This window comes from Aneurinibacillus thermoaerophilus (assembly GCF_019603355.1).
GTDB lineage: Bacteria > Bacillota > Bacilli > Aneurinibacillales > Aneurinibacillaceae > Aneurinibacillus > Aneurinibacillus thermoaerophilus.
Map to the genome: position 1 here is coordinate 3406140 of NZ_CP080764.1, position 22481 is coordinate 3428620.

26 protein-coding genes are annotated in these 22481 nt (G+C 48.2%); 1 reads left to right on the plus strand and 25 read right to left on the minus strand.

Annotated elements, in window-relative coordinates; translation table 11 throughout:
- Position 1 precedes the first annotated feature (1 nt).
- Genes nuoK through K3F53_RS17480 form a run of 8 tightly spaced genes read right to left on the minus strand, consistent with a single transcriptional unit; the run spans position 2 to position 4982 of the window.
- Positions 2 to 313, minus strand: coding sequence for an NADH-quinone oxidoreductase subunit NuoK (gene nuoK, locus K3F53_RS17445; protein WP_057897419.1), 312 nt, complete (start codon positions 311 to 313; stop codon positions 2 to 4).
- Positions 310 to 816: an NADH-quinone oxidoreductase subunit J gene (locus tag K3F53_RS17450; RefSeq protein ID WP_057897418.1), complete on the minus strand. Its 507-nt coding sequence runs from the start codon at positions 814 to 816 to the stop codon at positions 310 to 312. Before K3F53_RS17450 ends, nuoK begins: the two co-directional genes overlap by 4 nt.
- Positions 817 to 1233, minus strand: coding sequence for an NADH-quinone oxidoreductase subunit NuoI (gene nuoI, locus K3F53_RS17455; RefSeq protein ID WP_057897417.1), 417 nt, complete (start codon positions 1231 to 1233; stop codon positions 817 to 819).
- Positions 1234 to 1246: 13 nt separating this feature from the next.
- The gene (nuoH, locus tag K3F53_RS17460; protein ID WP_057897416.1) at positions 1247 to 2248 is read right to left on the minus strand and encodes an NADH-quinone oxidoreductase subunit NuoH; all 1002 of its coding nucleotides are present in this window, start codon (positions 2246 to 2248) and stop codon (positions 1247 to 1249) included.
- Entirely contained in the window at positions 2248 to 3330 is a 1083-nt protein-coding gene (locus K3F53_RS17465; RefSeq protein ID WP_236781999.1) for an NADH-quinone oxidoreductase subunit D, read from the minus strand. Before K3F53_RS17465 ends, nuoH begins: the two co-directional genes overlap by 1 nt.
- A 37-nt stretch (positions 3331 to 3367) precedes the next feature.
- The gene (locus tag K3F53_RS19725) at positions 3368 to 4108 is read right to left on the minus strand and encodes an NADH-quinone oxidoreductase subunit C (RefSeq protein ID WP_220559189.1); all 741 of its coding nucleotides are present in this window, start codon (positions 4106 to 4108) and stop codon (positions 3368 to 3370) included.
- Positions 4105 to 4623 carry a NuoB/complex I 20 kDa subunit family protein gene (locus tag K3F53_RS17475; protein WP_057897413.1) on the minus strand — a complete coding sequence of 173 codons (519 nt, stop codon included), beginning with the start codon at positions 4621 to 4623 and terminating at the stop codon, positions 4105 to 4107. Before K3F53_RS17475 ends, K3F53_RS19725 begins: the two co-directional genes overlap by 4 nt.
- On the minus strand, positions 4614 to 4982 hold the full coding sequence (locus K3F53_RS17480; protein ID WP_057897412.1) for an NADH-quinone oxidoreductase subunit A: 369 nt from the start codon (positions 4980 to 4982) through the stop codon (positions 4614 to 4616). Before K3F53_RS17480 ends, K3F53_RS17475 begins: the two co-directional genes overlap by 10 nt.
- Before the next feature lie 188 nt (positions 4983 to 5170).
- Between K3F53_RS17480 and K3F53_RS17485 the strand changes: the two genes are divergently transcribed.
- A complete protein-coding gene (locus tag K3F53_RS17485; protein ID WP_236781941.1) occupies positions 5171 to 5665 on the plus strand; it encodes a low molecular weight protein-tyrosine-phosphatase in 495 nt (164 codons plus the stop codon).
- A gap of 115 nt (positions 5666 to 5780) precedes the next feature.
- On the opposite strand, the gene K3F53_RS17490 is transcribed toward K3F53_RS17485, so the two are convergent.
- From K3F53_RS17490 to K3F53_RS17570, 17 genes are all read right to left on the minus strand, one after another.
- On the minus strand, positions 5781 to 6185 hold the full coding sequence (locus K3F53_RS17490; protein ID WP_057897410.1) for a F0F1 ATP synthase subunit epsilon: 405 nt from the start codon (positions 6183 to 6185) through the stop codon (positions 5781 to 5783).
- A 34-nt stretch (positions 6186 to 6219) separates the two neighbouring features.
- Positions 6220 to 7620, minus strand: coding sequence for a F0F1 ATP synthase subunit beta (gene atpD / locus K3F53_RS17495; RefSeq protein ID WP_057897409.1), 1401 nt, complete (start codon positions 7618 to 7620; stop codon positions 6220 to 6222).
- A 30-nt stretch (positions 7621 to 7650) separates the two neighbouring features.
- Entirely contained in the window at positions 7651 to 8514 is an 864-nt protein-coding gene (gene atpG / locus K3F53_RS17500; RefSeq protein WP_057897408.1) for an ATP synthase F1 subunit gamma, read from the minus strand.
- Positions 8515 to 8576: 62 nt separating this feature from the next.
- A complete protein-coding gene (gene atpA, locus K3F53_RS17505) occupies positions 8577 to 10088 on the minus strand; it encodes a F0F1 ATP synthase subunit alpha (RefSeq protein WP_057897407.1) in 1512 nt (503 codons plus the stop codon).
- A 21-nt stretch (positions 10089 to 10109) separates the two neighbouring features.
- Positions 10110 to 10649: a F0F1 ATP synthase subunit delta gene (locus tag K3F53_RS17510; protein ID WP_057897406.1), complete on the minus strand. Its 540-nt coding sequence runs from the start codon at positions 10647 to 10649 to the stop codon at positions 10110 to 10112.
- Positions 10646 to 11131, minus strand: a complete 486-nt coding sequence (gene atpF, locus K3F53_RS17515) for a F0F1 ATP synthase subunit B (protein ID WP_057897405.1) — start codon at positions 11129 to 11131, stop codon at positions 10646 to 10648. The genes K3F53_RS17510 and atpF overlap by 4 nt, the downstream gene beginning before the upstream one ends.
- A 116-nt stretch (positions 11132 to 11247) precedes the next feature.
- The gene (atpE, locus tag K3F53_RS17520; RefSeq protein ID WP_043067557.1) at positions 11248 to 11469 is read right to left on the minus strand and encodes a F0F1 ATP synthase subunit C; all 222 of its coding nucleotides are present in this window, start codon (positions 11467 to 11469) and stop codon (positions 11248 to 11250) included.
- Positions 11470 to 11546: 77 nt separating this feature from the next.
- Positions 11547 to 12338 carry a F0F1 ATP synthase subunit A gene (gene atpB / locus K3F53_RS17525; RefSeq protein WP_246615661.1) on the minus strand — a complete coding sequence of 264 codons (792 nt, stop codon included), beginning with the start codon at positions 12336 to 12338 and terminating at the stop codon, positions 11547 to 11549.
- 28 nt (positions 12339 to 12366) lie between these two features.
- Positions 12367 to 12744 (minus strand): ATP synthase subunit I, encoded by a 378-nt coding sequence (locus K3F53_RS17530; protein ID WP_057897403.1) that lies wholly within the window; start codon positions 12742 to 12744, stop codon positions 12367 to 12369.
- A 1-nt stretch (position 12745) separates the two neighbouring features.
- Complete coding sequence (locus tag K3F53_RS17535; RefSeq protein ID WP_057897402.1) at positions 12746 to 12964, minus strand: AtpZ/AtpI family protein; 219 nt, start codon at positions 12962 to 12964, stop codon at positions 12746 to 12748.
- A gap of 233 nt (positions 12965 to 13197) precedes the next feature.
- Positions 13198 to 14415, minus strand: a complete 1218-nt coding sequence (locus tag K3F53_RS17540) for an acetyl-CoA C-acetyltransferase (RefSeq protein WP_057897401.1) — start codon at positions 14413 to 14415, stop codon at positions 13198 to 13200.
- A 192-nt stretch (positions 14416 to 14607) separates the two neighbouring features.
- Positions 14608 to 17427, minus strand: coding sequence for a phosphodiester glycosidase family protein (locus tag K3F53_RS17545; protein ID WP_220559190.1), 2820 nt, complete (start codon positions 17425 to 17427; stop codon positions 14608 to 14610).
- 74 nt (positions 17428 to 17501) lie between these two features.
- Positions 17502 to 18200, minus strand: a complete 699-nt coding sequence (locus K3F53_RS17550; RefSeq protein WP_220559191.1) for a hypothetical protein — start codon at positions 18198 to 18200, stop codon at positions 17502 to 17504.
- Between the two features lie 115 nt (positions 18201 to 18315).
- Positions 18316 to 19068 (minus strand): CsxC family protein, encoded by a 753-nt coding sequence (locus tag K3F53_RS17555; RefSeq protein WP_057897398.1) that lies wholly within the window; start codon positions 19066 to 19068, stop codon positions 18316 to 18318.
- A gap of 138 nt (positions 19069 to 19206) precedes the next feature.
- Positions 19207 to 20328, minus strand: coding sequence for a non-hydrolyzing UDP-N-acetylglucosamine 2-epimerase (gene wecB, locus K3F53_RS17560; RefSeq protein ID WP_220561082.1), 1122 nt, complete (start codon positions 20326 to 20328; stop codon positions 19207 to 19209).
- Between the two features lie 36 nt (positions 20329 to 20364).
- The gene (upp, locus tag K3F53_RS17565; protein ID WP_057897396.1) at positions 20365 to 20994 is read right to left on the minus strand and encodes a uracil phosphoribosyltransferase; all 630 of its coding nucleotides are present in this window, start codon (positions 20992 to 20994) and stop codon (positions 20365 to 20367) included.
- Between the two features lie 185 nt (positions 20995 to 21179).
- Positions 21180 to 22430 carry a serine hydroxymethyltransferase gene (locus K3F53_RS17570; RefSeq protein WP_057897395.1) on the minus strand — a complete coding sequence of 417 codons (1251 nt, stop codon included), beginning with the start codon at positions 22428 to 22430 and terminating at the stop codon, positions 21180 to 21182.
- Positions 22431 to 22481 lie beyond the last annotated feature (51 nt).

The following is a 22481-nucleotide window of genomic DNA, read 5'->3' on the forward strand; positions in this document are numbered from 1 at the left end:
TCTATCGCTTCATCAAATCCATCTCATCAACCTGTACAGTATTACGGTTACGGTACAGGGAAATGAGAATGGCCAGCCCTACTGCCGCCTCGGCTGCTGCTACCGTAATGGTGAACAACGAGAAAATCTGCCCTGAAATATTTGGAAACATGCCATACTTGGCAAACGCGACAAGGTTAATATTGACCGCATTTAGCATAAGCTCGATCGACAACAACACAATAACGGCGTTCCGCTTGGTCAGCGCGCCATACAACCCGATGCAGAAAAGAATTAACGCAACCAGCAAATATGAAGTAACCGGTATACTCATTCGTCCTCCGCCTCCTTCTTAGCCAAGATAATGGCTCCTACAAGCGCGACCAGCAAAAGAACAGAGACAGCTTCAAACGGAATGACGTAATGGGTAAATAACTGAATTCCAATTTCTTTCACATTGTTCTGCTTTGTGAAATCGGCCTGCTGATCGCCCCAATGTGCGCTTTGAATACCTAAGAATGCAACGATAAAAAACACGGCGATCCCAGCAAACGCAATGTATTTAAAAGGCCCTTTTCTCTCTGTTACTTCCGTCGCATCATGGCGTGTTAACATAATACCGAACAGCATCAAAATAGAAATCGCCCCGGAGTACACCAACACTTGCGTCACACCGACAAATTCGGCTTCCAGCAGCACGTAAAGCCCAGCAATACCTAAAAACGTAAACGCCAGCGCCACTACCATATGCACAACCCGGGTAAAGCTAATCATAAAAACCGCTCCCCCGATGGTCAACAAGGCGAGAACAAAAAAAGCGATGAATTCTCCGCTCATCTATGCGTTCCCTCCCCGTACATTCGTATTATTAGCGTCCAGCCACTTGAGGTTCTTGAACAACTCGTCACGGCTATACGCTGCAAGCTCAAAGTTGGTTGTCATCACAATCGCCTCAGTCGGACACACTTCCGTGCAAAGATCGCACAGAATACAGATTTCAAAGTTAATATCGTACGTATCAATGACTTTTCCTTTTTTGTTCGGATCATCGCTTTTTTTCCCGACAAGATTAATGCAGTCTGTCGGACAAATCCGGGCGCACTGATTGCACACAATGCACTTATCAGGTGAGAAATGCTGAATGCCGCGAAACCGTTCCGGCCACACCATTTCCTGGTCCGGATACATATGGGTCACTTTCTTTTTGGTCATCTGTTTAAATGTGTAAGCCATCCCCTTGGCAAAGCCTAGCATAATATCACCTCTTTTATAGCACTGTTTTTAACACCGCGGTGATTAAAATATTGACAAGCGCAAGCGGCAACAGTACTTTCCACCCCATCTGCATAAGCTGGTCAACGCGCATCCGCGGGAATGTCGCCTGTAACCAGAAAATAAAGAAGACAATAGCGCAAAACTTGATGGCGAACCAAACGATGCCCGGAATAAATCCGAGGAATTCAAACGGCGGCAACCATCCACCTAAAAACAATACTGTTGTCAGCGATGCCATCGCAAAAATGTACACATACTCGGCCAACATGAAGAAAGCCCAACGGAAGCCGCTATACTCAACATGATAACCGGAAATAAGTTCCGATTCTGCCTCCGTTAAGTCGAACGGTGTCCGGCTTAACTCCGCAAGCTGCGCGATGATGAAAATCACAAACCCTAAAAACTGTGGAATAAAAAACCACATACCCATTTCCTTTTGCTTCTCAACAATATCAATCAAGTTGAGACTGCCGGTCATAAGAATAACGCCGACGACAGACAGGACGAGCGGAATTTCGTAGCTAATCATCTGCGCCGCGGAACGCATGGCGCCAATGAGCGCCCATTTGTTATTGGATGCCCACCCACCTGTAACAACCCCCAGCACTGTAATACCGGAAATTGCAATATAATACAGTAGTCCGACACCTAAATCGGCGAAATGAAGCGATTCGGTAAACGGCATCACCGCCAGCACAGCGAACGCAGGCATAAATGCAAGCACCGGGGCGAGAATAAAGAGCGGTTTGTCCGCCGCTTTCGGAATGATATCTTCTTTTAACAAAAGTTTTAGCACGTCGGCAACCGTTTGCAGAAGGCCGAAGGGACCAACCCGGTTTGGACCAATACGAAGCTGCATCCAGCCAAGAATTTTACGCTGAAAATAGATAGAATACGTTACAAATCCAAGTACGATAGCCAGAAGAATGACCGCAGACAAAACAAAAATAAAGCCGTTCTGCCATCCCAGGCTCTGTTCTAGATAAGCGCCCATCAGCCGTCTACCTCCCCTAGCACAATATCAATGCTTCCGAGAATCGCCACCATATCGGCAATGTTTTTGCCTATCAGCAGTTTCGGAAGAATCTGCAGGTTCGCGAAAGACGGTCGGCGGAACTTTATCCGGTACGGCTTATCTTTGCCGTTGCTGGCGATATAACAGCCAATCTCTCCGCGCGGCGATTCAATTCGAGTGAACGCCTCTCCCTGCGGCGTACGAATGACGCGCGGAACTTTCGCCATGATCTCGCCGTCAGCCGGGAATTGCTCAGCCGCTTGCTCAACGATTTTTAGAGATTCTTCCATCTCCCGTAAGCGGAGCTTATAACGGGCATAGCAATCGCCCGCCGTCTCGGTCGGCACTTCAAAATCAAACCGATCATAAATAGAATAGGGAGCATCTTTGCGCAAGTCCCATTTCACGCCAGTGGAGCGAAGCAACACACCACTTAGCGAATAATTGATCGCCTCTTCCTGCGTAATCACACCAATGCCTTTCAAACGGTTTAAGAAGACCTCATTTCCGCTGACAAGCTGATGGTAACCTTCCAGTTGTCCGCGCATGTATGAAACGAACTCTTTCACTTTATCAATCCAGCCTTCCGGCGCGTCCCATTTCACACCGCCGACACGCATGTAGTTATACGTAAGGCGGGCGCCGCACAATTCGTTGAAAAGGGCAAGAATTCGCTCTCGGTCCGCGAACGCGTACAAAAATGGGCTTAACGCCCCGATGTCGAGCAAGTATGTGCCAAACCATACCATATGACTGGCGATGCGCTGCAATTCCATCACGATTACGCGCAGATATTCGGCACGCTCGGGAATTTCCAGCCCCATGAGCGTCTCCACTGTATGCACCATCATATAGTTATTGGTCATCGCGGACAAATAGTCCATCCGATCTGTATAAGGAATGATTTGGGTGTAATTCAAGTTTTCTGCCAGCTTTTCCGTACCGCGGTGCAAATACCCGATCACCGGAGTCGCCCCCGTAATTGTTTCCCCATCAATTTTGACAATCAGACGAAACACCCCGTGCGTACTCGGGTGTTGAGGACCTACATTGAGCAGCATTTCTTCGGTTCTGATTCCCGACTTGGTGCCCACCTCCTCACACCTCCTCGTCATATTGTACATAATCTTTGCGAAGCGGATGTCCTACCCAGTTATCCGGGAGCAGAATACGCTTCAAGTTGGCGTGACCTTCGTATGTAATGCCAAGCAAATCATACGTCTCGCGCTCAAACCAATCGGCGCCTGCCCAAATATCCATAACAGATGCGACTTTTGGGTTATCCCGAGCCAGTTTTACCTTTACGCATACATTGTACCGCTGTTTGTAGGAATAAAGGTACACAATCGACTCCATATACGTTTCATAATCCACGCCAAGACTTAAAGATAAATAATCGAATGCCAGTTCTTCATGGTCATGCAGCAAGCGAGCTACGTCATGCCATTTCTCTTTCTTGACGATTAAGGTTGGCATATGCTCGCTCAACTCGTTAATGTACGAATCCTCAAGCACATCGGCACCAAAGTTTTCTGTTATAACTTTCACAATCTTATCAAGTACCGGCTGCTTTGGAGACGGCTTTTTGGAGCCTTCGTCCGCTTCTGCTCTGCCCGTTGTACCTGCTGCCTTTGCCTTGGCCGCGGCTGCGGCGGCGGCTTTCGCTTTGGCAGCGGCAGCGGCCTTCGCCTTAGCAATTGCATCTGCGTCCCCTTCAGCGGCTTTTCCTCCCGCTCCTTCCGCTTCCATGCGTTTGCGCTTTGCCTCCGCAGCAGCTTTGGCTGCAGCAGCGGCTTTCGCTTTTTCTTCCGGTGTCGGCTTCTTCTTCTCTTCACTCATTCACCGGTCACCCTCTTCCCCGTCTTTGCTTCGTATCTAATCTTCTCTTGTAGTTTGTTAATGCCGTAAATAAGCGCAGGCGGGCTCGGCGGGCAACCCGGAATATACACATCAACCGGGATGATCTGATCCACGCCCTTCACTACGGCATAAGAATGCACATATGGCCCTCCGGCTGTAGCGCATGACCCCATGGCAATCACCCATTTTGGCTCAGCCATCTGGTCGTATAAACGGCGCACAAGTGGAGCCATTTTCTTTGTAACGGTACCAGAGACAATCATACAGTCAGCCTGACGCGGTGAAGCCCGGTAGAACACGCCAAAACGATCCGTATCCCAGTTGGCACCGCCTGTGCCCATCATCTCGATCGCACAACAAGCCAGACCGAATGTTAACGGCCAAATGGAGTTGCTGCGGGCCCAAGCCTTTAACTGTTCAAACGTACTGAAAAAAACATTGCGTTCAAGCTCTTTGCGTTCTTCCAGACTGATGTCCTCCAAGTTCAGTTCCATTCTAACACCTTCTTCTTCCAGGCATAGATTAACCCTATTACAAGCAGCACAATAAAAATAACCATTTCGACCAGTGCGAATAACCCAAGGCTGTCATAGGCGACCGCCCAAGGATATAAGAAAACCGTTTCTACGTCAAACACTACGAACAAAAGAGCGAAAATGTAGTATTTAACGTTAAATTGTACCCAGCTTGACCCTACCGGCTCCACCCCGCTCTCATAAGTTTTTCTCTTTTCCTCCGTCGGATTGCTAGGGCGCAGAAAACGCGCCAATGTAAGCGCACCCACGGGCAAGAGAATACCCAAAAAGAGAAAAATAGCAACAATCAGATAATTATTCATGTATACTGTCGCCATACTTTTCCCCCCTACCCTAAATTATGAATTTTTTATAAATCATTGATTAAAAACTTTAAATAGATGAAAACTCCATACAATTATATCAAATGGTACAGGTACTGTCTAATAGTGGAATTTCAAAGCTTATGATATATTGGGAACTGCGCCGTTTGGTATAATGGTAACGAAATTTTATAGATAAGGAAGTGATTCTTTTGGAGACAAAGAAAATAGGCGTCATCTTCGTCTGTTTAGGAAATATATGCCGCTCTCCACTGGGAGAAGGAGTATTCCGGCATCTGGTGAGAGAAAAAGGAATTGAGGATTACTTCGTCATCGACTCGGCAGGCACTGCGAGTTATCATGTTGGAAAATTGCCGGATCCAGGTTCCAGACGCGTCGCGGAAAAACACGGGATTTCGCTGGCCGGACAATTCGCCCGGCAGTTTACCACAAAAGATTTGACCCAGTGGGATTATGTCATTGCTATGGATGCTTCCAACCAAAGCAACATTCGATGTTTGGGCGCAGTAAACGGAAACTTGCACCTGCTTCGCGAATTTGATCCTGAAGGCCCCGGTGACGTTCCCGATCCATGGGCGCGCGGTGATGAAGCGTTCCTTGAAACGTACACCATTATCCGCCGCTCCTGCGAAAAATTGCTCGAGCATATTATCAAAGAGCACAATCTGCCTAGCTAACTTTGCTTTGTTTGTCTTTCCTTCATTATAACATACGATGCAAACTTTAGTCTTAGACATGAAAAAAGCTCCTCCGAAACTTATGGAGGAGCTTTTCCTTCATAGAATTAGCATATTATTTTCCGGCAACATCTAAACGCGTCATGGCGCGTTGCAGCGCCAACTGTGCACGTTTAAAGTCAATGTCTTCTCTCTCGTTTTCAGCGAGGCGGCGCTCTGCGCGCTCCTTTGCCGCTCTTGCGCGGTCTACGTCAATCTCATCAGGAAGCTCGGCCGTTTCCGCAAGAATGGTGACTTTATCCCTGCGTACCTCCATAATGCCGCCGCTCACTGCGATTTTGTCGTCTTCGCCTTCGTGCTTCTTTACCAGAACCGGAGCAATCTTAAGCGGTGTAACCATCGGAATGTGATTCGGCAAAATACCCAAATCCCCTTCAACACCTCTGGCTACAACAATGCGAGCATCGCCGCGGTAGACAACCCGTTCTGGAGTGACGATTTCGACTGCGATTGTATTCATTTACGAAACCCTCCCCATTATCAGGGTTGAACCACTACATTTTCTTAGCTTTCTCAACCGCTTCTTCGATTGTTCCTACATACAGGAACGCTGCTTCCGGAAGATCGTCGTGTTTACCTTCCAGAATTTCTTTGAAGCTACGAACCGTTTCTTTAACCGGAACATATTTGCCCGGGAAGCCTGTGAACTGTTCAGCAACGTGGAACGGCTGGGACAGGAAGCGCTGAATTCTGCGTGCGCGTCCTACGATCGTTTTATCTTCATCAGACAATTCGTCCATACCGAGGATGGCAATAATGTCTTGCAGTTCTTTATAACGTTGCAGGATAGCCTGAACGCCGCGCGCTACTTCGTAATGTTCCTGACCTACAACGGCAGGAGTCAGAATCCGAGAAGTGGACGCCAGCGGGTCTACCGCAGGATAAATACCAAGCTCGGAAATACCGCGGTCAAGGTTCGTTGTCGCATCCAAGTGCGCAAACGTTGTTGCCGGTGCCGGGTCGGTGTAGTCGTCCGCCGGTACGTAAATCGCTTGGATAGACGTTACGGAACCTTTCTTCGTAGATGTGATACGCTCTTGCAGTTGCCCCATCTCCGTAGCCAGCGTCGGCTGGTAACCTACCGCAGAAGGCATACGCCCAAGCAGCGCGGATACCTCGGAACCTGCCTGCGTGAAACGGAAGATATTGTCAATGAATAAAAGTACGTCACGTCCTTCTACATCGCGGAAGTATTCCGCCATGGTCAAACCTGTCAGCGCTACGCGCAGACGCGCTCCCGGCGGCTCGTTCATCTGGCCGAACACCATGGATGTTTTATCGATAACCCCGGAATCTACCATCTCGTGGTACAGATCGTTACCTTCACGGGTACGTTCGCCTACGCCCGCAAAGATCGAGTAACCGCCGTGCTCCTGGGCGATGTTGTTAATAAGCTCCTGAATCAATACCGTTTTACCTACGCCGGCACCACCGAACAGACCGATTTTACCACCTTTTGCGTATGGCGCAAGCAAATCTACAACCTTAATACCTGTTTCGAGCATTTCATCGGCTGTGGATTGTTCTTCAAACGACGGCGCTGCGCGGTGAATCGGATAATATTCAACATCCTTTGGCGCTTCTTTCAGGTCGATTGGCTCTCCAAGCACGTTAAATACACGACCCAGCACTTTCGGTCCTACCGGCACAGAAATCGCTTTGCCTGTGTCTACCGCTTCCATTCCACGAACCAAGCCGTCAGTGGAAGACATAGCAACCGTACGAACAGTATTGTCTCCTAGGTGAAGAGCTACTTCCAAAGTAAGATCGATAACCTTGCCGTTATCGAGTGTTTCGTTAATTTTAATAGCGTTATAAATCTCAGGCAGGTGTCCGCGTTCGAACTGAATATCTACGACCGGACCCATAACCTGAAGTACGCGTCCCTTGCTCATCTGTTTCCCTCCTATCTAACGCATCGAAGCTTATTCGAGCGCGCTCGCTCCGCCTACGATTTCGGCGATTTCCTGTGTGATCGCCGCCTGGCGGGCACGGTTATAAAACAGTGTCAGGCGTTCAATCATATCTGTAGCGTTATCCGTTGCGTTGCCCATTGCGGTCATACGGGCCCCTTGCTCGCTCGCCTTAGCGTCCAGCAGCGCGCTGAAGATAAGGGTTTCCGCATATTTCGGCAACAGGTCGGCAAGCACTTCGTCTGCAGACGGTTCAAAATCATATGTCGGCGTACCTTCTACCTTCTCGATCTCAGCAAGCGGCAAAAGACGCAGTTCCGTCGGCACCTGCTGAATCGCGCTGACAAACTTATTGTATACAAGGTATAACTCGTCAATTTTTCCGTCGGCAAACAATTGAACAGCATTGCGTGCTATGCTTTTAATGTCAGCAAACGTCGGAGAATCGGACAGATTCACGAACTCGTCCGCAAGCGGATATCCGCGTTTTTTAAAGAAGTCACGACCTTTACGCCCCAATGCGATGATCGTGTATTCATCTTTGCTGTTATGCCGTTCGGCGATGGTACGCGCTACGAGACGAAGAACGTTGGCGTTGTATCCGCCCGCCAGCCCCCGGTCAGACGTAATGACTACATAACCCGTCTTCTTTACGGGACGACTTTCAAGCATTGGATGCTTCGCTCCTGACGTACCAGCCGCAATACTCATTACTACTTCGCGCATTTTTTCCGCGTAAGGACGAGCGGCTTCCGCTCTTTCCTGGGCGCGACGCAATTTCGCGGCAGCGACCATCTTCATCGCCTTTGTAATTTGCCGCGTATTCTGCACACTCTTAATGCGCGACTTGATTTCACGAAGTCCTCCTCCGGCCACGATTGTTCACCACCTTTATCCTTCATCTAAATAAAGCTTCTTTCGTTTATACAACATACGAATTACTCAGAAGTTACGAACGTCTTCTTGAACTCTTCAATGGCTGCGTTCAATTGATCTTCTGGTGGTAACTCTTTCGTGTTCACAATCGTGTCGAAGATTTCTTTTTTGTTATGTTCGATATAAGCAAGCAGTTCTTTTTCAAAGCGGCGTACGTCTGCTACCGGAATGTCGTCCATGAAGCCGCGCGTAACCGCATAAATAGAAACAACTTGCTTCTCAACCGGCATCGGTTCGAACTGACCTTGCTTCAGAATTTCAGCCGTGCGCTCACCGCGCGCCAGACGCGCTTGCGTTGCTTTGTCAAGGTCAGAACCGAACTGGGCGAACGCTTGCAGCTCGCGGTATTGCGCCATGTCAAGCTTCAGAGAACCGGCAACTTTCTTCATTGCTTTAATTTGCGCGGCACCACCTACACGCGATACTGAGATACCTGTGTTAACCGCCGGACGTTGACCGGAGTGGAACAGGTTCGATTCAAGGAAAATTTGACCATCCGTAATCGAAATTACGTTCGTAGGAATGTATGCAGATACGTCACCTGCCTGTGTTTCAATGAACGGCAGCGCAGTCAGAGAACCGCCGCCAAGATCGTCGCTCAACTTAGCTGCGCGCTCCAGTAAGCGGCTGTGCAAATAGAATACGTCACCCGGATACGCTTCACGACCCGGCGGACGACGAAGCAACAGCGAAAGTTCGCGGTATGCTGCTGCCTGTTTGGAAAGGTCGTCATAAACACACAGTACATGTCCGCCTTTATACATGAAGTACTCGCCCATCGCTACGCCCGCGTACGGAGCAAGATAAAGCAGCGGAGCCGGATCGGACGCTGTAGCCGATACAACGATCGTATATTCAAGGGCGCCATGCTGGCGGAGCGTTTCCACCACACCTGCAACCGTGGATTGCTTCTGGCCGATTGCGACATAGATACAAATCATGCCATTGCCTTTTTGGTTAATGATTGTATCTAAAGCGATGGCTGTTTTACCCGTTTGGCGGTCACCGATAATCAACTCACGCTGACCACGGCCGATCGGGATCATCGCGTCGATCGCTTTGATACCTGTTTGCAGCGGCTCATGTACGGATTTACGTGCCATAACGCCGGGCGCCGGGCTTTCGATCGGACGGAATTCAGTTGTTTCAATCGGGCCCAGACCATCCAGCGGCTGACCGAGCGGATTCACAACGCGGCCGAGCAGCGCTTCTCCTACCGGAACCTCCATGATGCGACCTGTGCGCTTTACTTCGTCGCCTTCACGGATTTCTGTATACGGACCAAGGATAACGACACCTACATTATCTTCTTCAAGGTTTTGCGCCAGCCCCATTACACCGTTCTGGAACTCAACGAGCTCACCGGCCATAACGTTTTGCAAACCATGAACGCGCGCGATACCGTCACCAACCTGGATAACAGTGCCCACATCCACAACCTGGATGTCAGATTTATATTTTTCAATCTGTTGTTTAATCAGAGAGCTAATTTCATCTGGTCTGATTGCACTCACCTTATGGTTCACCCCTATCTATCATACTTGGGCTTGCTTAATTTGCTGCGTAAAGCGAGCCAGCTTTCCTTTGATGCTACCATCATAGAGGCGGTCACCGATGCGAACAATCATGCCGCCGATAATGGAAGGATCGACCTTTGTCGTTACACGCAGCTTTTTATTTAATTTTTGTCCGAATTGTTCAGCGATCTTTTGCACTTCAGCTTCTGTCAACGGTTTTGCGGTAGTGACTGTCGCGTCAGCAATGCCGCGCGCCTCGTTGGAGAGCTCCGTGAAGTGCTTGAGGACGTCGTTCAGTTCGTCTTCACGTCCCCGCTCAATAAGAATATGAACAAAGTTCAGCGCGATGTCAGAAATTTTACCGGCAAACAAAGCATTCACCATTTCCTTCTTTTCATCGGCTGTCACTTTCGGATGAGCCAAAAGCATGTTCAACTCATCATTTCCTTTAATGATATCCGTAATCTGGATAAGTTCGTTTTCCATTGTTTCGACTGCCTGTTTTTCACTGGCTACTTCATAGAGGGCGCGGGCATAGCGCTTTGCAACAGCACTCATACTTGACCGCCCACCTGTCTCATAAACTGTTCAATCGTATCTTGCTGTTCTGCTTGCGACATTTCTTTTTCAATAATTTTAGAAGCAAGAAGCACGGAAAGACCCGCTACTTGATCACGTACAGAAGCAAGCGCTTTTTCCTTTTCGCGGTTGATTTCCAGCTTCGCCTCTTCAACCATGCGCTCCGCGCGCTCTTGAGCTGCGGCGATGATTTGCTCCGCTTCGTCCTCCGCTTGCTTTTTCTTCGTTTCTAAAATGCTCTGCGCTTCTTCACGCACCTTTTTAAGTTCAGCCTGCTGCTGTTTTAAAAGGGCTTGCGCTTCCGCATTCGCTTTCTCAGCAGCCGCGATTTGTCCTTCGATATGTTCCTGGCGTTTTTGCAGTACCGACATTGCCGGCTTCATTGCAAACCTGGAAACAAGCGCCAGAAGAATTAAAAACACAACCACTTGGAATAGCAGCGTGCCTAATTGAGGTAACACAGTCCGTCAACTCCTTTCCTGTAGCAGGAGAATTCACTTAGGTACAAAAGGAAGGCGAAGGATAACGGCCCTCGCCCCGATAAAAATATCCAATTGCTGAACGTTTTCTTTACCTATTAGCCGAGACGTCCGAACAGCATGAAACCGATAGCAACTGCGATAATCGGAACCGCCTCTACCAGACCAAGACCAAGGAACATCAGACCCATCAGACCACCGCGTGCTTCCGGTTGACGAGCAACACCTTCAATAGTACGAGAAACTACAAGACCGTTACCAATACCTGCGCCAACAGCGGCCAGACCAAAAATTAAACCTAATGCAATTGCGAAATCCATTATGATTTCCCTCCTCAGCAAATTATCAAAACATGCATTTTTATAAGATTAAAAGGGTTCATTAACAAAAGTAAAGATTAGTGTTCATCCACAACTTTTTGGGAAATGTACACTAGAGTTAATGTTGTAAAGATATACGCCTGAATAGTGCCAACAAATAAGGAATAACCTAACCAAACGATAAGCGGAAGGCTGACAACCGCAACGGAACCTGCAAGCAGAAAAGCAATCAGAACCTCACCCGCGAAAATGTTACCGAAAAGACGGAGCGGGAGCGTCAATGGCTTGATAATAAATTCTTCCATAACATGCAGGATAAACATCAAAGGATGCGGTTGGAACCAGTGTTTCACATAACCTGCCGGGTCTTTCTTGATGCCCAGATAGTGCGCGTAGAGAAGCACCATCAGTGCCAAACCGAACGTTACGCTCGGAGAAGCGGTCGGTGACTTGAACCAGTTCACAGTTACACCTTTTACCGTTTGTCCGTCATGTACAACTTCATGGCCATGTTCATTGATGACCTCCTGAGTGATACCCAGGGCCGGATTCGGTTCAGTATACAGCACGCTGAAGTTGGCCATGACCCCCAGCTGGTTCCCGATAAAAATGTACAAGAAAAGAGTTAAGGCTAGCGTTACAAACTTGGTGCTAGTCTTTGCGTCCATAAATTGGCCAGCAATTCCACGAACGAAATCAATGACCCATTCAAAGAAGTTTTGCCATCCTCTCGGTACGCCCGACGTCATGTTTCTGGTACTAATCATAACGACAATAAATACAAGGACAGCAGTCAAAACAGTCATAAGCATGACAGGAATATCAAATGTCATACCCAAAAACTCAAAGGTTGGAGAGTAGTGTTCCATCTTCTCATTCACCCCTTTCGTAAGCGCGTTATTTTTGTATGGATAAATATTGATAGATAGCGAATAGAAGTGTAACGACTGGAACTGTCATTAACCCAACAATCACCCCGTAGAAGGAAAAGATATGGGGCATTCTAAAGGAGACATATACCGCAAACCCCGCAAGCAAAAAACGGGGCAGCATTCCTACGCTTCTCATCCTCCTGCCGGGGTGCAGCGCCACATCTCCAGCCTGTAGCGTTTTCACAAAAAGGATAAATCCGTTTGCCATGCTGACCAGCATCCCAAGAATTAACCCTTGAAAAAATACTCGCTGCGGCATAAATAGCCACAACAAGACAACACCCGTAAACAGAAGAAATATGTATCGGGCCATCGTTTTAATTGATGAAGTAAATGGTTCCATGCTATTCTCCAAAGAACTGTTTCACCAGAAAGAAAACTCCCATAATCCCTAACCCTAAGCCGAACAATAAACCGATAAGCATAAACCACGGTTCGGTTTTCAGCCAATTGTCGACCGCACGTCCGACCCAGAAGCCAAAAATAACAGAGGTAGCAAGTTCTACCCCTATTGTTCCAACTAATGCAAAAGCTTGCAAAGGTCCGTTTTTCCTATCTTTCACGCACGGTGCCCCTCTCGTTACTCGCTTTTACACACTTCCAGCTTTCCACAAAAAAATTCGACATAAACTATCGATTTTTTCAAGAAAAAGGTTAGGAACAACATGTCATAACGATGTATGATCTATTGTCCCTAACCATAGTACTTAAGCATTTATCGTTTGTCAACAATATGCAAATGGATTGTCACTTTTTCGACAAAACCGACACGTTTTATACGGTTAAATTGTGGTATTTATCTATTTTCTACTTGACAGGATTCAATTTTTTCCATTTCAACAATCGTTGCCACACCCTGTCCACCACCAATACAAAGTGTAGCCAGCCCGTAACGGGAGCCCCGACGTTTCATCTCATGAAGCAACGTTACAAGCACACGTGCGCCGCTCGCGCCAACCGGATGTCCAAGCGCCACAGCCCCACCGTTGACATTAAGTTTCTCATCCGGAATGTTAAGCTCACGCCCAACCGCCAGCGATTGGGCGGCAAACGCTTCATTCGCTTCTACTAGGTCAATGTCATCGATGAGCAGGCTGGCTTTTTCCAGCGCCTTTTTCGTCGCTGGAACCGGACCGATCCCCATGATCGCCGGATCTACACCCGCGCTAGCATTGGCGCGGATAACCGCCATCGGCTTAACACCCAATTGTTCTGCGCGCTCACGGCTCATGAGTACAAGCGCAGCGGCTCCATCGTTGATGCCAGACGCATTGCCTGCCGTTACCGTTCCGTCCTTTTTAAATGCCGGCTTCAGCTTAGCAAGTTGCTCGACCGTTACGCCTGCGCGCGGAAATTCGTCTCTGTCGAACAGAATAGGTGCCCCTTTGCGCTGCGGAATTTCCACCGGCACAATTTCATCGGCAAATTTGTTTTTCTTCATGGCCGCTTCCGCCTTCTGCTGACTCCAAGCGGCGAATCTATCTTGCTCTTCGCGCGTGATGCCGTATTTCTCGGCAAGGTTTTCCGCCGTAATGCCCATGTGATAGCTATTAAACGCGCAGATTAGAGCATCTTTCAGCATGCTGTCTTCCACTGTCTGATCGCCCATGCGGTAGCCTGTACGCGCTTTCGGCAGTAGATAAGGCGCAAGGCTCATGTTTTCCATACCGCCGGCCACCACGATATCAGCATCTCCCAGCATAATGCTTTGCGCGGCAAGATGCACAGCTTTTAAGCCGGAACCACATAATTTATTGATCGTCATGGAAGGAACTTCGTGTGGAAGACCTGCTTTGATCGCAGCCTGACGCGCTGGGCCTTGGCCGAGGCCAGCTTGCAGAATATTTCCCATGATTACTTCATCTACTTGATCGCCGGATACACCTGCGCGATTCAACGCTTCTTTAATCGCAATCGCTCCTAACTCGGTTGCGGAAATGTTGCTCAGTGACCCCATGAAGCTTCCAATCGGCGTGCGGACAGCACTTACAATCACGACATCTCTGTTACTCATGACATCTACTCTCCCTCCGCTTTTTTGCATACCTACTGCATACCCGTACTATATTCGATGATAAAAAAGTGGATTCCTGCCAAAAAGAAAGAATTTAATAATAAATTTGACAACAAATCAAATAAGAAAAATTCATAAGCGCGGAGGAAGAAGCGCCGTATCATCTACACCAGAACTTGTTGTCAAACCGAGCTACATGCTTTTCATCATTCGGTCGATGACAACAAGGGACTCAGCGCGGTTCGCCGTACGATTCGGGCCGAATTTGCCGTCTTTATCCCCGCTCAAGTACCCACGTTCTGACAGAAAGCGAATGCTTTCCGCAGCATAGATCGGAAATGCAGAAACGTCTCCATACGACGGCTGGGCAATAACCGGCTTATCTGGGTTGCCATATCCTTGTTTAATGGCATTATGCATAATGACAGCCATCTGAGCGCGGGTAATCGGCGCATCCGCTTTAAACGTACCATCGTCAAAACCGGCAACAATTTTCTTCTCTACTGCCGAAAGGATCGATGCTTTCGCGTAGTCCGGCAGCTTGTCCCTAAACGGCGACGCAGCAGATGATGATTTGCCTTTTGTCCAGCCAAACGCTCGGTCCATAAATGTCACAAATTGGCCGCGCGTCACAGGAAGAGATGGCCCCATCTTGGTTGGCGTAATCCCGCTGACGATGCCTTTCTTATGCATCTCAAGCAATATCTGTTCTGCCCAGTGTCCTTTAATATCCGTAAACCCGACATCATCCGGCGCCGGTTTGACCGGCGGCGGAGGAGGAGCAGGCGTGGTGCCTGCAGGATATTCAAGCGAAAATTCATCGAAATAAATAACGCCTTGTGTCTCCAGCGTGGAATCTTCCTCATCCACTACATATAGGCTCTTAAGCGAAACAGGATACGCGACATCGGCCGGGAAGCTTGCCGTAACCTCTTTCCAGTCTGTCCAATCGATTTGCTTCGCCAAATCTACATAATGAGTTTTACCTTTAGCATCCACAAGCTCAGCGCGCAGCCAATGCAAGCTATTATCACCATATACCCACATCTTCATGCCCATCGGCCTACCCGGTAGCACGAGTGGCTTCGAACCGAAGCGTCCATAAGCGAAACGCATATCAACATTGGAAGATCCTGTAAAATCGTACTCCAGACGCAACGCTTTTCCGGAAGCTTTCACCGGTTCACCTTCCATTGTCTGGCGGAAGGAGCCATTCGCACTAATAGAGGCTGGGATGGTTGTATAGCTTAATGAAGTTAAATCATCCGTATTGGTCCAGAATGACCATCTTGTTCCTACACTCACCGGCACTTTACGAATAATGTTCTTGTATGTCACAACAAGTTCGCCCGCTTTGTTCTGCTGGCCTGCTGTAATGGTAAAACCCTGCAATGTGCCAAGTCCCGGAGTCAGCGAAGCTTTTACCATACTTGGAGAAGCCGGGATAAGCTGCCCGGTTTTTGTTTTAAGGGAAACGGAGAAATCGATCTTTCCCCCTGACCGCAACGCCAGCGGCGAAGGTGAAACAATAACATCCGTAACATCCTTTACTTCCGGGCTTGCTACCGTCAGATTGAGACTTTTCTTCACGCCTTTGTATTCGCCTGTAATGGTAATCGTACCGCTGCGTTTTGGTGTGAATACATTTTTATTAAACGTTCCGTCTGCCGGATTCGCTGTCCATGTGATTTCGGCCGGGTCCAGCTTATACGGATTATAGTGTTTGTCATATGCCTTCACCGTAATAGCAATCGGTTTGCCAAGCATCGTTTTACCGTCCGTCGTAAACAGGAAGTTCGCAAATTCTCCCGGAGGAGCGGTATTGAAAACGGCGAGACCCGTCGGTACGGCGCGCATGCTGCTGCCAAGCTTCGGCGTATTTAGGAGCGTCGTCTGCGTGTCTCCCGGATAACGTGCCACCATGGTTGTTGAACCGCCGCCATCCAAGTTCGCCGCGTTGTAGGCGCCAAGTTGCTTCATTAACTGTGCCAATTCATCCAGCGTAACCCCACGGCTTTTCGATGGGCCTTCCACGACAACCATGTACAGTGTCTTGCCGTCTTGCGATACGCCGAACGCGGTGCGCGGCTGGTATCCTCCAATATAATCAGACGGAATTTTGCTCAAGGCTTGTCCGTTTTTCACGAGCAACATGTGTCCGCCCACCGCGCTATATAATTCGCGGTCACCGATCGGAAAATCAGTCGTCGTCTGTAATGTAACCTTTACCGGATCGCCAACTTTAAAATGGCTCATCAAGTATTGCTTGCCGACCCCGTGTCCCCATAAAACATATCCGCCCTGCGGAATTGTATAACCGACCGGATTGCCGACACGCATATCTTTCACCTGATCATTAACCACCAGAATCTCTACAGCATCTTCGTATCCCTTAATAGCGCCAAGGCTTGTATAGCCAAAGTCAGCGGTATACAGGTTGATTTTGTTTAAATGGCTTTTATCATTCGTCGGATTGTATTCTTCTTTGTTGACCCCCTGAATAATGGCGGTTGTCCCATCCGGCGCCTGTACTGTGCCCTTGAATCCAAGATGAGATACAATCGCTGTCTTATCATTCAGCAGGCCAAAAGAGTACCAGTTGTTGATTTTCCCCATGGATGACACAAGCTTGCCCCGGTCAAGCACAATGCCAAACGGAGCGCCTTTGCGGTCCATGCGGAAAAAATCGGCGTTAATCGCCGCAATAGCCCCTCTTTCATCGGCCATTTTTTTCACATTCTGTCGAACCGTAAGCTTTCCATTTGTCCCATATATAGGCCCTACTTCCGTATATGGATTGTTCAGATCGACTTTTGTAACAAAAACATTCGAAGCTTTTCCTCCAATTACAAGCCGATATTTTAGAAGGGTTGTCCCCTCTCCGAGCGGAGATTCGGACAGCTTCTGTAGGGACATGCCTGCAGCCATTCCCTGATACGGCATCTGCAAGGTAATGAACGCAAGTGCAGCCACAAATGCGACAATTACCTTGCTTATGTAACTTTTCATCATCCTTCTCCTTTCTTCTAAAAATTAATGTCATGTTTTCCCCAATTAGTTTAGACGCCGCGAATCAGGGAATGTTTCTACAAAGATTCATTTTTATTTACAGGTGCAAGTACCTCCATAAGCCGGGACTGAAAAATCCGGAAAAACAAGACAGCATTTATTTGCAAATATAGAGAGGCTTTTTTTACCTGTTCGAGCGATGTAATATGCACAGCATTCAATTCGCATATCGGCTCTTCATGCTTTACAGCATAATACTCGCGCTGCACGACTTCCGGACTTTCCCGGAAAAAATATTCCGCTTTCCTTGCCACCTTCGGCTGACGGAGGCGATCCGCCTTCGCAATCGGTTCAATTTTATGAAAAGGGATAGATGTTTTCAGACTGTATACCTTTCTACCTTCATCAGCAGCCACATATTGAATATCCGCCGTAAGCATACCGTGAACAAACAAGTAACGGGAAGGGAGTAAAAAGCGACAAGAAAGCGATGAAACTTCCCATTCAATGTCTATCGTTTCTTCCACTCGGTGGGGCAACGAAATCGTTTTCGCTATATTCATGTCTACCTTTTGTCGCGCGATAAGCACCGGAATTTTTATTGCATGCATGCTTCCTCTCGATACACTAAATGAGGAATGCGCTCCCCCCCTATATTGTTGAGCAGGAAAAAGAGCGGCGGTTTTTTTCCTCAGCGAATGTTTCCGCTTCTTCTTTTTCCGTTTTTTTTTCTTCGGCTGCTTTATGGTGGAAGTAAGACGGTAACTATCTAGCATGCTGGCCCCCCCTTTCTCTCCTATTCATCAGGATATAGACGAAATCCTGTCCTCGTTCGCCTATTTTATCGGAGAAGCCAGCTGTATACCCGTTTAAACGCAGCCTTTCAGGCTATTATTCTTCGGGAGGAGTTGGAGGAACATTAACGTGCACCTGCTGATTTTGCAGCACTTTAACGGTAAGATCGAGCACCATTTTTTGAATAATTTCCCTAAATACCCCTTCTTCAAATGGGCCACCTTGCAGTGGCTCACGATCAAGCGCTTCATCCCATTCGGTAATATCAGCGCGTACTAGCTCACAAAAGACTTGCTCATTGAAGAATTCAACGCTTTGTTGATGGAACTGCGACAAGTCCGTAGACATGAGGCGGTCTTTGGATGGGAATCCCTGAGGCAGCGGCCGTTCTACCAGAAAATCAAATTCTTCGCGCACATTGAAGAATGGGCCAACCGGTGGCGTGAGGAATTCGGCAATTTCCGCTACGCAATCGAAAGGAACATCTACCGTCAGAGAATTAATAACAGAGCGCACTTCGACCGCATCACGCGGAGAACCCGAAGGTGTTACGTACTGAATATTCTTGCGCACAAAACCGCTCAGGAACAACTTGGCGCGCAGTTCCTCGCCCGGCAGAATACGCGGCTGGATCAGACGGCATTGCGTCAGTTTTACACGCTTTTTGATTTTCTTGATTTCAAGCACATCTTCTGGAAACGTAATACGCGCTCTTATCGGCAACTGTACCGATACTTCCTGTAACAGCACCGGAACTTTGATAATGGGGTTACCCCTGGTTAGGTTAGGTCGAACCACGCGCGCATCACATTCATTTACGCTAGCCGATTCATCGAAATTGATGGGCATTACCAATTCCCCCCTTGAAATTTGACATACTGCATATTATGAGACAGGACGAACTCTGTATAGACATAATACCTAGGACATACGTGGATTTTTTATATAAACAAAAAAAGCGCGCCCTATGACAGGGCACGTCCTATATTATGGTAAAAACGGCATTGGCTTTTTGTCTCGCAATCCAAAATAGTAAAGAATTGCTTCACAAATACGGCGGGAAGCTTCACCGTCTCCATAAGGATTGACCGCTTTTGCCATTTTTTCGTATGCTCCCCGGCTTGTCAACAATTCATCGGCCAAGCTAAAAATCGTCTCCTCATCCGTCCCAGCCAGCTTCAGGGTGCCGGCCGCAATGCCCTCCGGGCGCTCCGTCGTGTCACGCAATACAAGCACAGGCACGCCAAAAGCCGGCGCTTCCTCCTGTACACCGCCGGAATCAGTCAAAATCAAATAGGAGCGGGACATAAAATTATGGAAGTCCACCACGTCCAGCGGTGCAATCAGACGAATGCGTTCATGTTCACCCAAATACTTGTTAGCCGCTTCCTGAACCACCGGATTAAGGTGTACAGGATATATGACAGCAATGTCCGGGTGCTTGTCCACAAGACGGCGAATCGCTCGGAACATACGCGCCATCGGCTCTCCTAGGTTCTCGCGTCGGTGCGCCGTCATGAGTACCAACTTCTTGCCGGCCATCTCTTCCAGCACTGGGTGCGTATAATCTTCGCGCACCGTTGTTTTTAAAGCATCAATCACCGTGTTCCCGGTTATGTAAATCGCATCGTTTTTCTTATCTTCCTTCTTCAAGTTTTCCGCCGCCTGAGCGGTCGGTGCAAAATGAAGATCAGAGATTACTCCCGTCAATTGCCTGTTCATCTCTTCGGGATACGGCGAATATTTATTCCATGTGCGCAAACCCGCTTCTACGTGTCCCACCGGAATCTGATTATACAGCGCGGCCAGGCTGGCGGCGAATGTCGTCGTTGTATCGCCGTGGACAAGCACCATATCCGGCTTTTCTGCCTTCATAACCTCATCAAGGCCTTCCAGAACACGGGTTGTAATCTGTGTAAGCGTCTGACGTTCTTTCATTACATTAAGATCCGTGTCGGGCGTAATTGAAAAAATATCAAGCACCTGATCCAGCATCTGTCTGTGCTGGGCCGTTACGCAAACAAATGGTTCCAGTTCTTCATGACACTGCAATTCATGGACAAGCGGCGCCATTTTTATCGCTTCCGGCCGTGTGCCAAACACGGTCATAATTTTCTTTGTGACCAAGATTTCACCTCATTTGTATTACTTTGTACCGAACAAGCGGTCTCCAGCATCTCCAAGGCCCGGAACAATGTAGCCATGGTCGTCCAGCTTTTCGTCTACCGCAGCCACATAAATGTCGATTTCCGGGTGAATTTGTTGGAATTTTTCGATGCCCTCCGGCGCGGCAATCAGGCACATAAGTTTCATGTTTTGCGCACCGCGGTTTTTCAAAGCGGTAACCGCAGCAGCCGCAGAACCACCTGTAGCAAGCATCGGATCGATGACGATCAATTCACGTTCGTTTATGTCAGTTGGGAGTTTTACGTAATATTCAACTGGCTCCAGCGTTTCCGGATCGCGATACAAGCCAACGTGTCCCACCTTGGCCGCAGGGATGAGCTTGCGCATGCCATCTACCATACCGAGACCAGCTCGCAAAATCGGAACAAGACCTACTTTTTTACCAGCGATCACTTTTGTTTTACAGGTTGTAACCGGCGTTTCGATTTCGATCTCCTTAAGCGGCATATCGCGCGTGATTTCATACGCCATCAACATCGCGACTTCATCAACCAGTTCACGAAATTCCTTCGTACCTGTACGCTTATCACGAATGTATGAGAGCTTATGTTGAATTAATGGATGGTCTAATACGTATACTTTACCCATCAGGGAAGCCTCCTGTCTGCATAACATAAAAAAAGTCTGATTACTGTTGACTGCTTTTTGCACTGCGTTATATTATAGCAGACTGGAATTGGAGATGCATCTGTGAAAAGGAAATCCAACGAGGCAATTTATTAACAATTAAAAGGGATGAAGCAAACACTCCATCCCTTTTCGCATGTGTAAACTTAAATTTCTAGGTGCGGATACATCGGGAATTTTTCGCAGAGAGCAACGACACGTTGTCGTGCTTCTTCCTGTTTCGTTCCATCCTGCGGATTTTTCAGGCATAGCGCCATAATCGCAGCAATTTCTTTCATTGCTTCTTCATCAAAACCGCGGCTTGTAACCGCAGGCGTACCGATACGGATACCGCTCGTCACAAACGGACTTGCCGGGTCATACGGAATGGTGTTCTTATTGCATGTAATACCTACTTCGTCCAGTAAGTGCTCAGCGTCTTTACCTGTCAGGTTCATATTACGCACGTCGATCAAAATCAGGTGGTTGTCTGTGCCTCCGGAGATCAGATTGAAACCTTCGGCTTTCAATGATTCAGCCAACTGTTTCGCGTTGGCGATAATGCGTGCGGAATACTCTTTAAATTCCGGCTTCAACGCTTCACCAAAAGCCACCGCTTTGGCTGCGATAACATGCATCAGCGGACCGCCTTGAATACCAGGGAATACCGCTTTGTCGATTGCTTTTGCGTATGCCTCTTTGCACAAAATCATACCACCGCGCGGACCGCGGAGCGTTTTGTGCGTCGTCGTCGTCACAAAATCGGCATACGGCACCGGGGTTGGATGATGACCAGTCGCTACAAGACCCGCAATATGCGCCATATCCACCATCAGGTATGCCCCCACACTATCGGCGATCTCGCGCAGTTTTGCAAAGTCAATGACGCGTGGATAGGCGCTTGCGCCCGCTACAATCATTTTCGGCTTATGTTCTTCCGCTTTTCTGCGGACATCTTCATAATCAAGCACCTGTGTGTCTTTGTCCACACCGTATTCCACAAAGTTATACAAAGTACCCGAGAAGTTGACCGGGCTTCCATGCGTTAAGTGGCCTCCATGGGAAAGATTCATGCCTAGCACAGTATCTCCGGGCTTCAAGAATGCAAAATATACCGCCATATTTGCCTGTGCGCCAGAGTGAGGTTGCACATTGGCATGTTCAGCCCCGAACAGTTGCTTCGCACGGTCGCGCGCCAAATTCTCAACAATATCCACATATTCGCATCCGCCATAGTAACGCTTACCCGGATAACCTTCTGCGTATTTGTTCGTTAGTACCGTACCCATCGCTTCCATAACCGCTTCACTGACAAAGTTCTCGGAAGCGATAAGTTCGATTTTTGAACGCTGGCGGCTCAGCTCCAATCTAATCGCTTCCGCTACTTCCGGATCATGCTTTTTCACTTGTTCTAGCATCCTCTCTTCTCCTCCTATTATACAATTGGCTTAATCAGTCACCATCCTTTT

What these genes read in the sequence shown, in the direction of transcription:
- K3F53_RS17545 (WP_220559190.1), bottom strand. Translation starts at nt 17,427, where the DNA reads ATGATGAAAAGTTACATAAGCAAGGTAATTGTCGCATTTGTGGCTGCA.
- K3F53_RS17465 (WP_236781999.1), bottom strand. Translation starts at nt 3,330, where the DNA reads ATGCTGCTCAATGTAGGTCCTCAACACCCGAGTACGCACGGGGTGTTT.
- K3F53_RS17540 (WP_057897401.1), bottom strand. Translation starts at nt 14,415, where the DNA reads ATGAGTAACAGAGATGTCGTGATTGTAAGTGCTGTCCGCACGCCGATT.
- K3F53_RS19725 (WP_220559189.1), bottom strand. Translation starts at nt 4,108, where the DNA reads ATGAGTGAAGAGAAGAAGAAGCCGACACCGGAAGAAAAAGCGAAAGCC.
- K3F53_RS17450 (WP_057897418.1), bottom strand. Translation starts at nt 816, where the DNA reads ATGAGCGGAGAATTCATCGCTTTTTTTGTTCTCGCCTTGTTGACCATC.
- atpE (WP_043067557.1), bottom strand. Translation starts at nt 11,469, where the DNA reads ATGGATTTCGCAATTGCATTAGGTTTAATTTTTGGTCTGGCCGCTGTT.
- nuoK (WP_057897419.1), bottom strand. Translation starts at nt 313, where the DNA reads ATGAGTATACCGGTTACTTCATATTTGCTGGTTGCGTTAATTCTTTTC.
- wecB (WP_220561082.1), bottom strand. Translation starts at nt 20,328, where the DNA reads ATGACCGTGTTTGGCACACGGCCGGAAGCGATAAAAATGGCGCCGCTT.
- atpD (WP_057897409.1), bottom strand. Translation starts at nt 7,620, where the DNA reads ATGAGCAAGGGACGCGTACTTCAGGTTATGGGTCCGGTCGTAGATATT.
- K3F53_RS17475 (WP_057897413.1), bottom strand. Translation starts at nt 4,623, where the DNA reads ATGGAACTGAACTTGGAGGACATCAGTCTGGAAGAACGCAAAGAGCTT.
- K3F53_RS17480 (WP_057897412.1), bottom strand. Translation starts at nt 4,982, where the DNA reads ATGGCGACAGTATACATGAATAATTATCTGATTGTTGCTATTTTTCTC.
- K3F53_RS17510 (WP_057897406.1), bottom strand. Translation starts at nt 10,649, where the DNA reads ATGAGTGCTGTTGCAAAGCGCTATGCCCGCGCCCTCTATGAAGTAGCC.
- K3F53_RS17570 (WP_057897395.1), bottom strand. Translation starts at nt 22,430, where the DNA reads ATGCTAGAACAAGTGAAAAAGCATGATCCGGAAGTAGCGGAAGCGATT.
- upp (WP_057897396.1), bottom strand. Translation starts at nt 20,994, where the DNA reads ATGGGTAAAGTATACGTATTAGACCATCCATTAATTCAACATAAGCTC.
- K3F53_RS17490 (WP_057897410.1), bottom strand. Translation starts at nt 6,185, where the DNA reads ATGAATACAATCGCAGTCGAAATCGTCACTCCAGAACGGGTTGTCTAC.
- K3F53_RS17555 (WP_057897398.1), bottom strand. Translation starts at nt 19,068, where the DNA reads ATGCCCATCAATTTCGATGAATCGGCTAGCGTAAATGAATGTGATGCG.
- K3F53_RS17530 (WP_057897403.1), bottom strand. Translation starts at nt 12,744, where the DNA reads ATGGAACCATTTACTTCATCAATTAAAACGATGGCCCGATACATATTT.
- nuoI (WP_057897417.1), bottom strand. Translation starts at nt 1,233, where the DNA reads ATGCTAGGCTTTGCCAAGGGGATGGCTTACACATTTAAACAGATGACC.
- nuoH (WP_057897416.1), bottom strand. Translation starts at nt 2,248, where the DNA reads ATGGGCGCTTATCTAGAACAGAGCCTGGGATGGCAGAACGGCTTTATT.
- atpB (WP_246615661.1), bottom strand. Translation starts at nt 12,338, where the DNA reads ATGGAACACTACTCTCCAACCTTTGAGTTTTTGGGTATGACATTTGAT.
- K3F53_RS17550 (WP_220559191.1), bottom strand. Translation starts at nt 18,200, where the DNA reads ATGCTAGATAGTTACCGTCTTACTTCCACCATAAAGCAGCCGAAGAAA.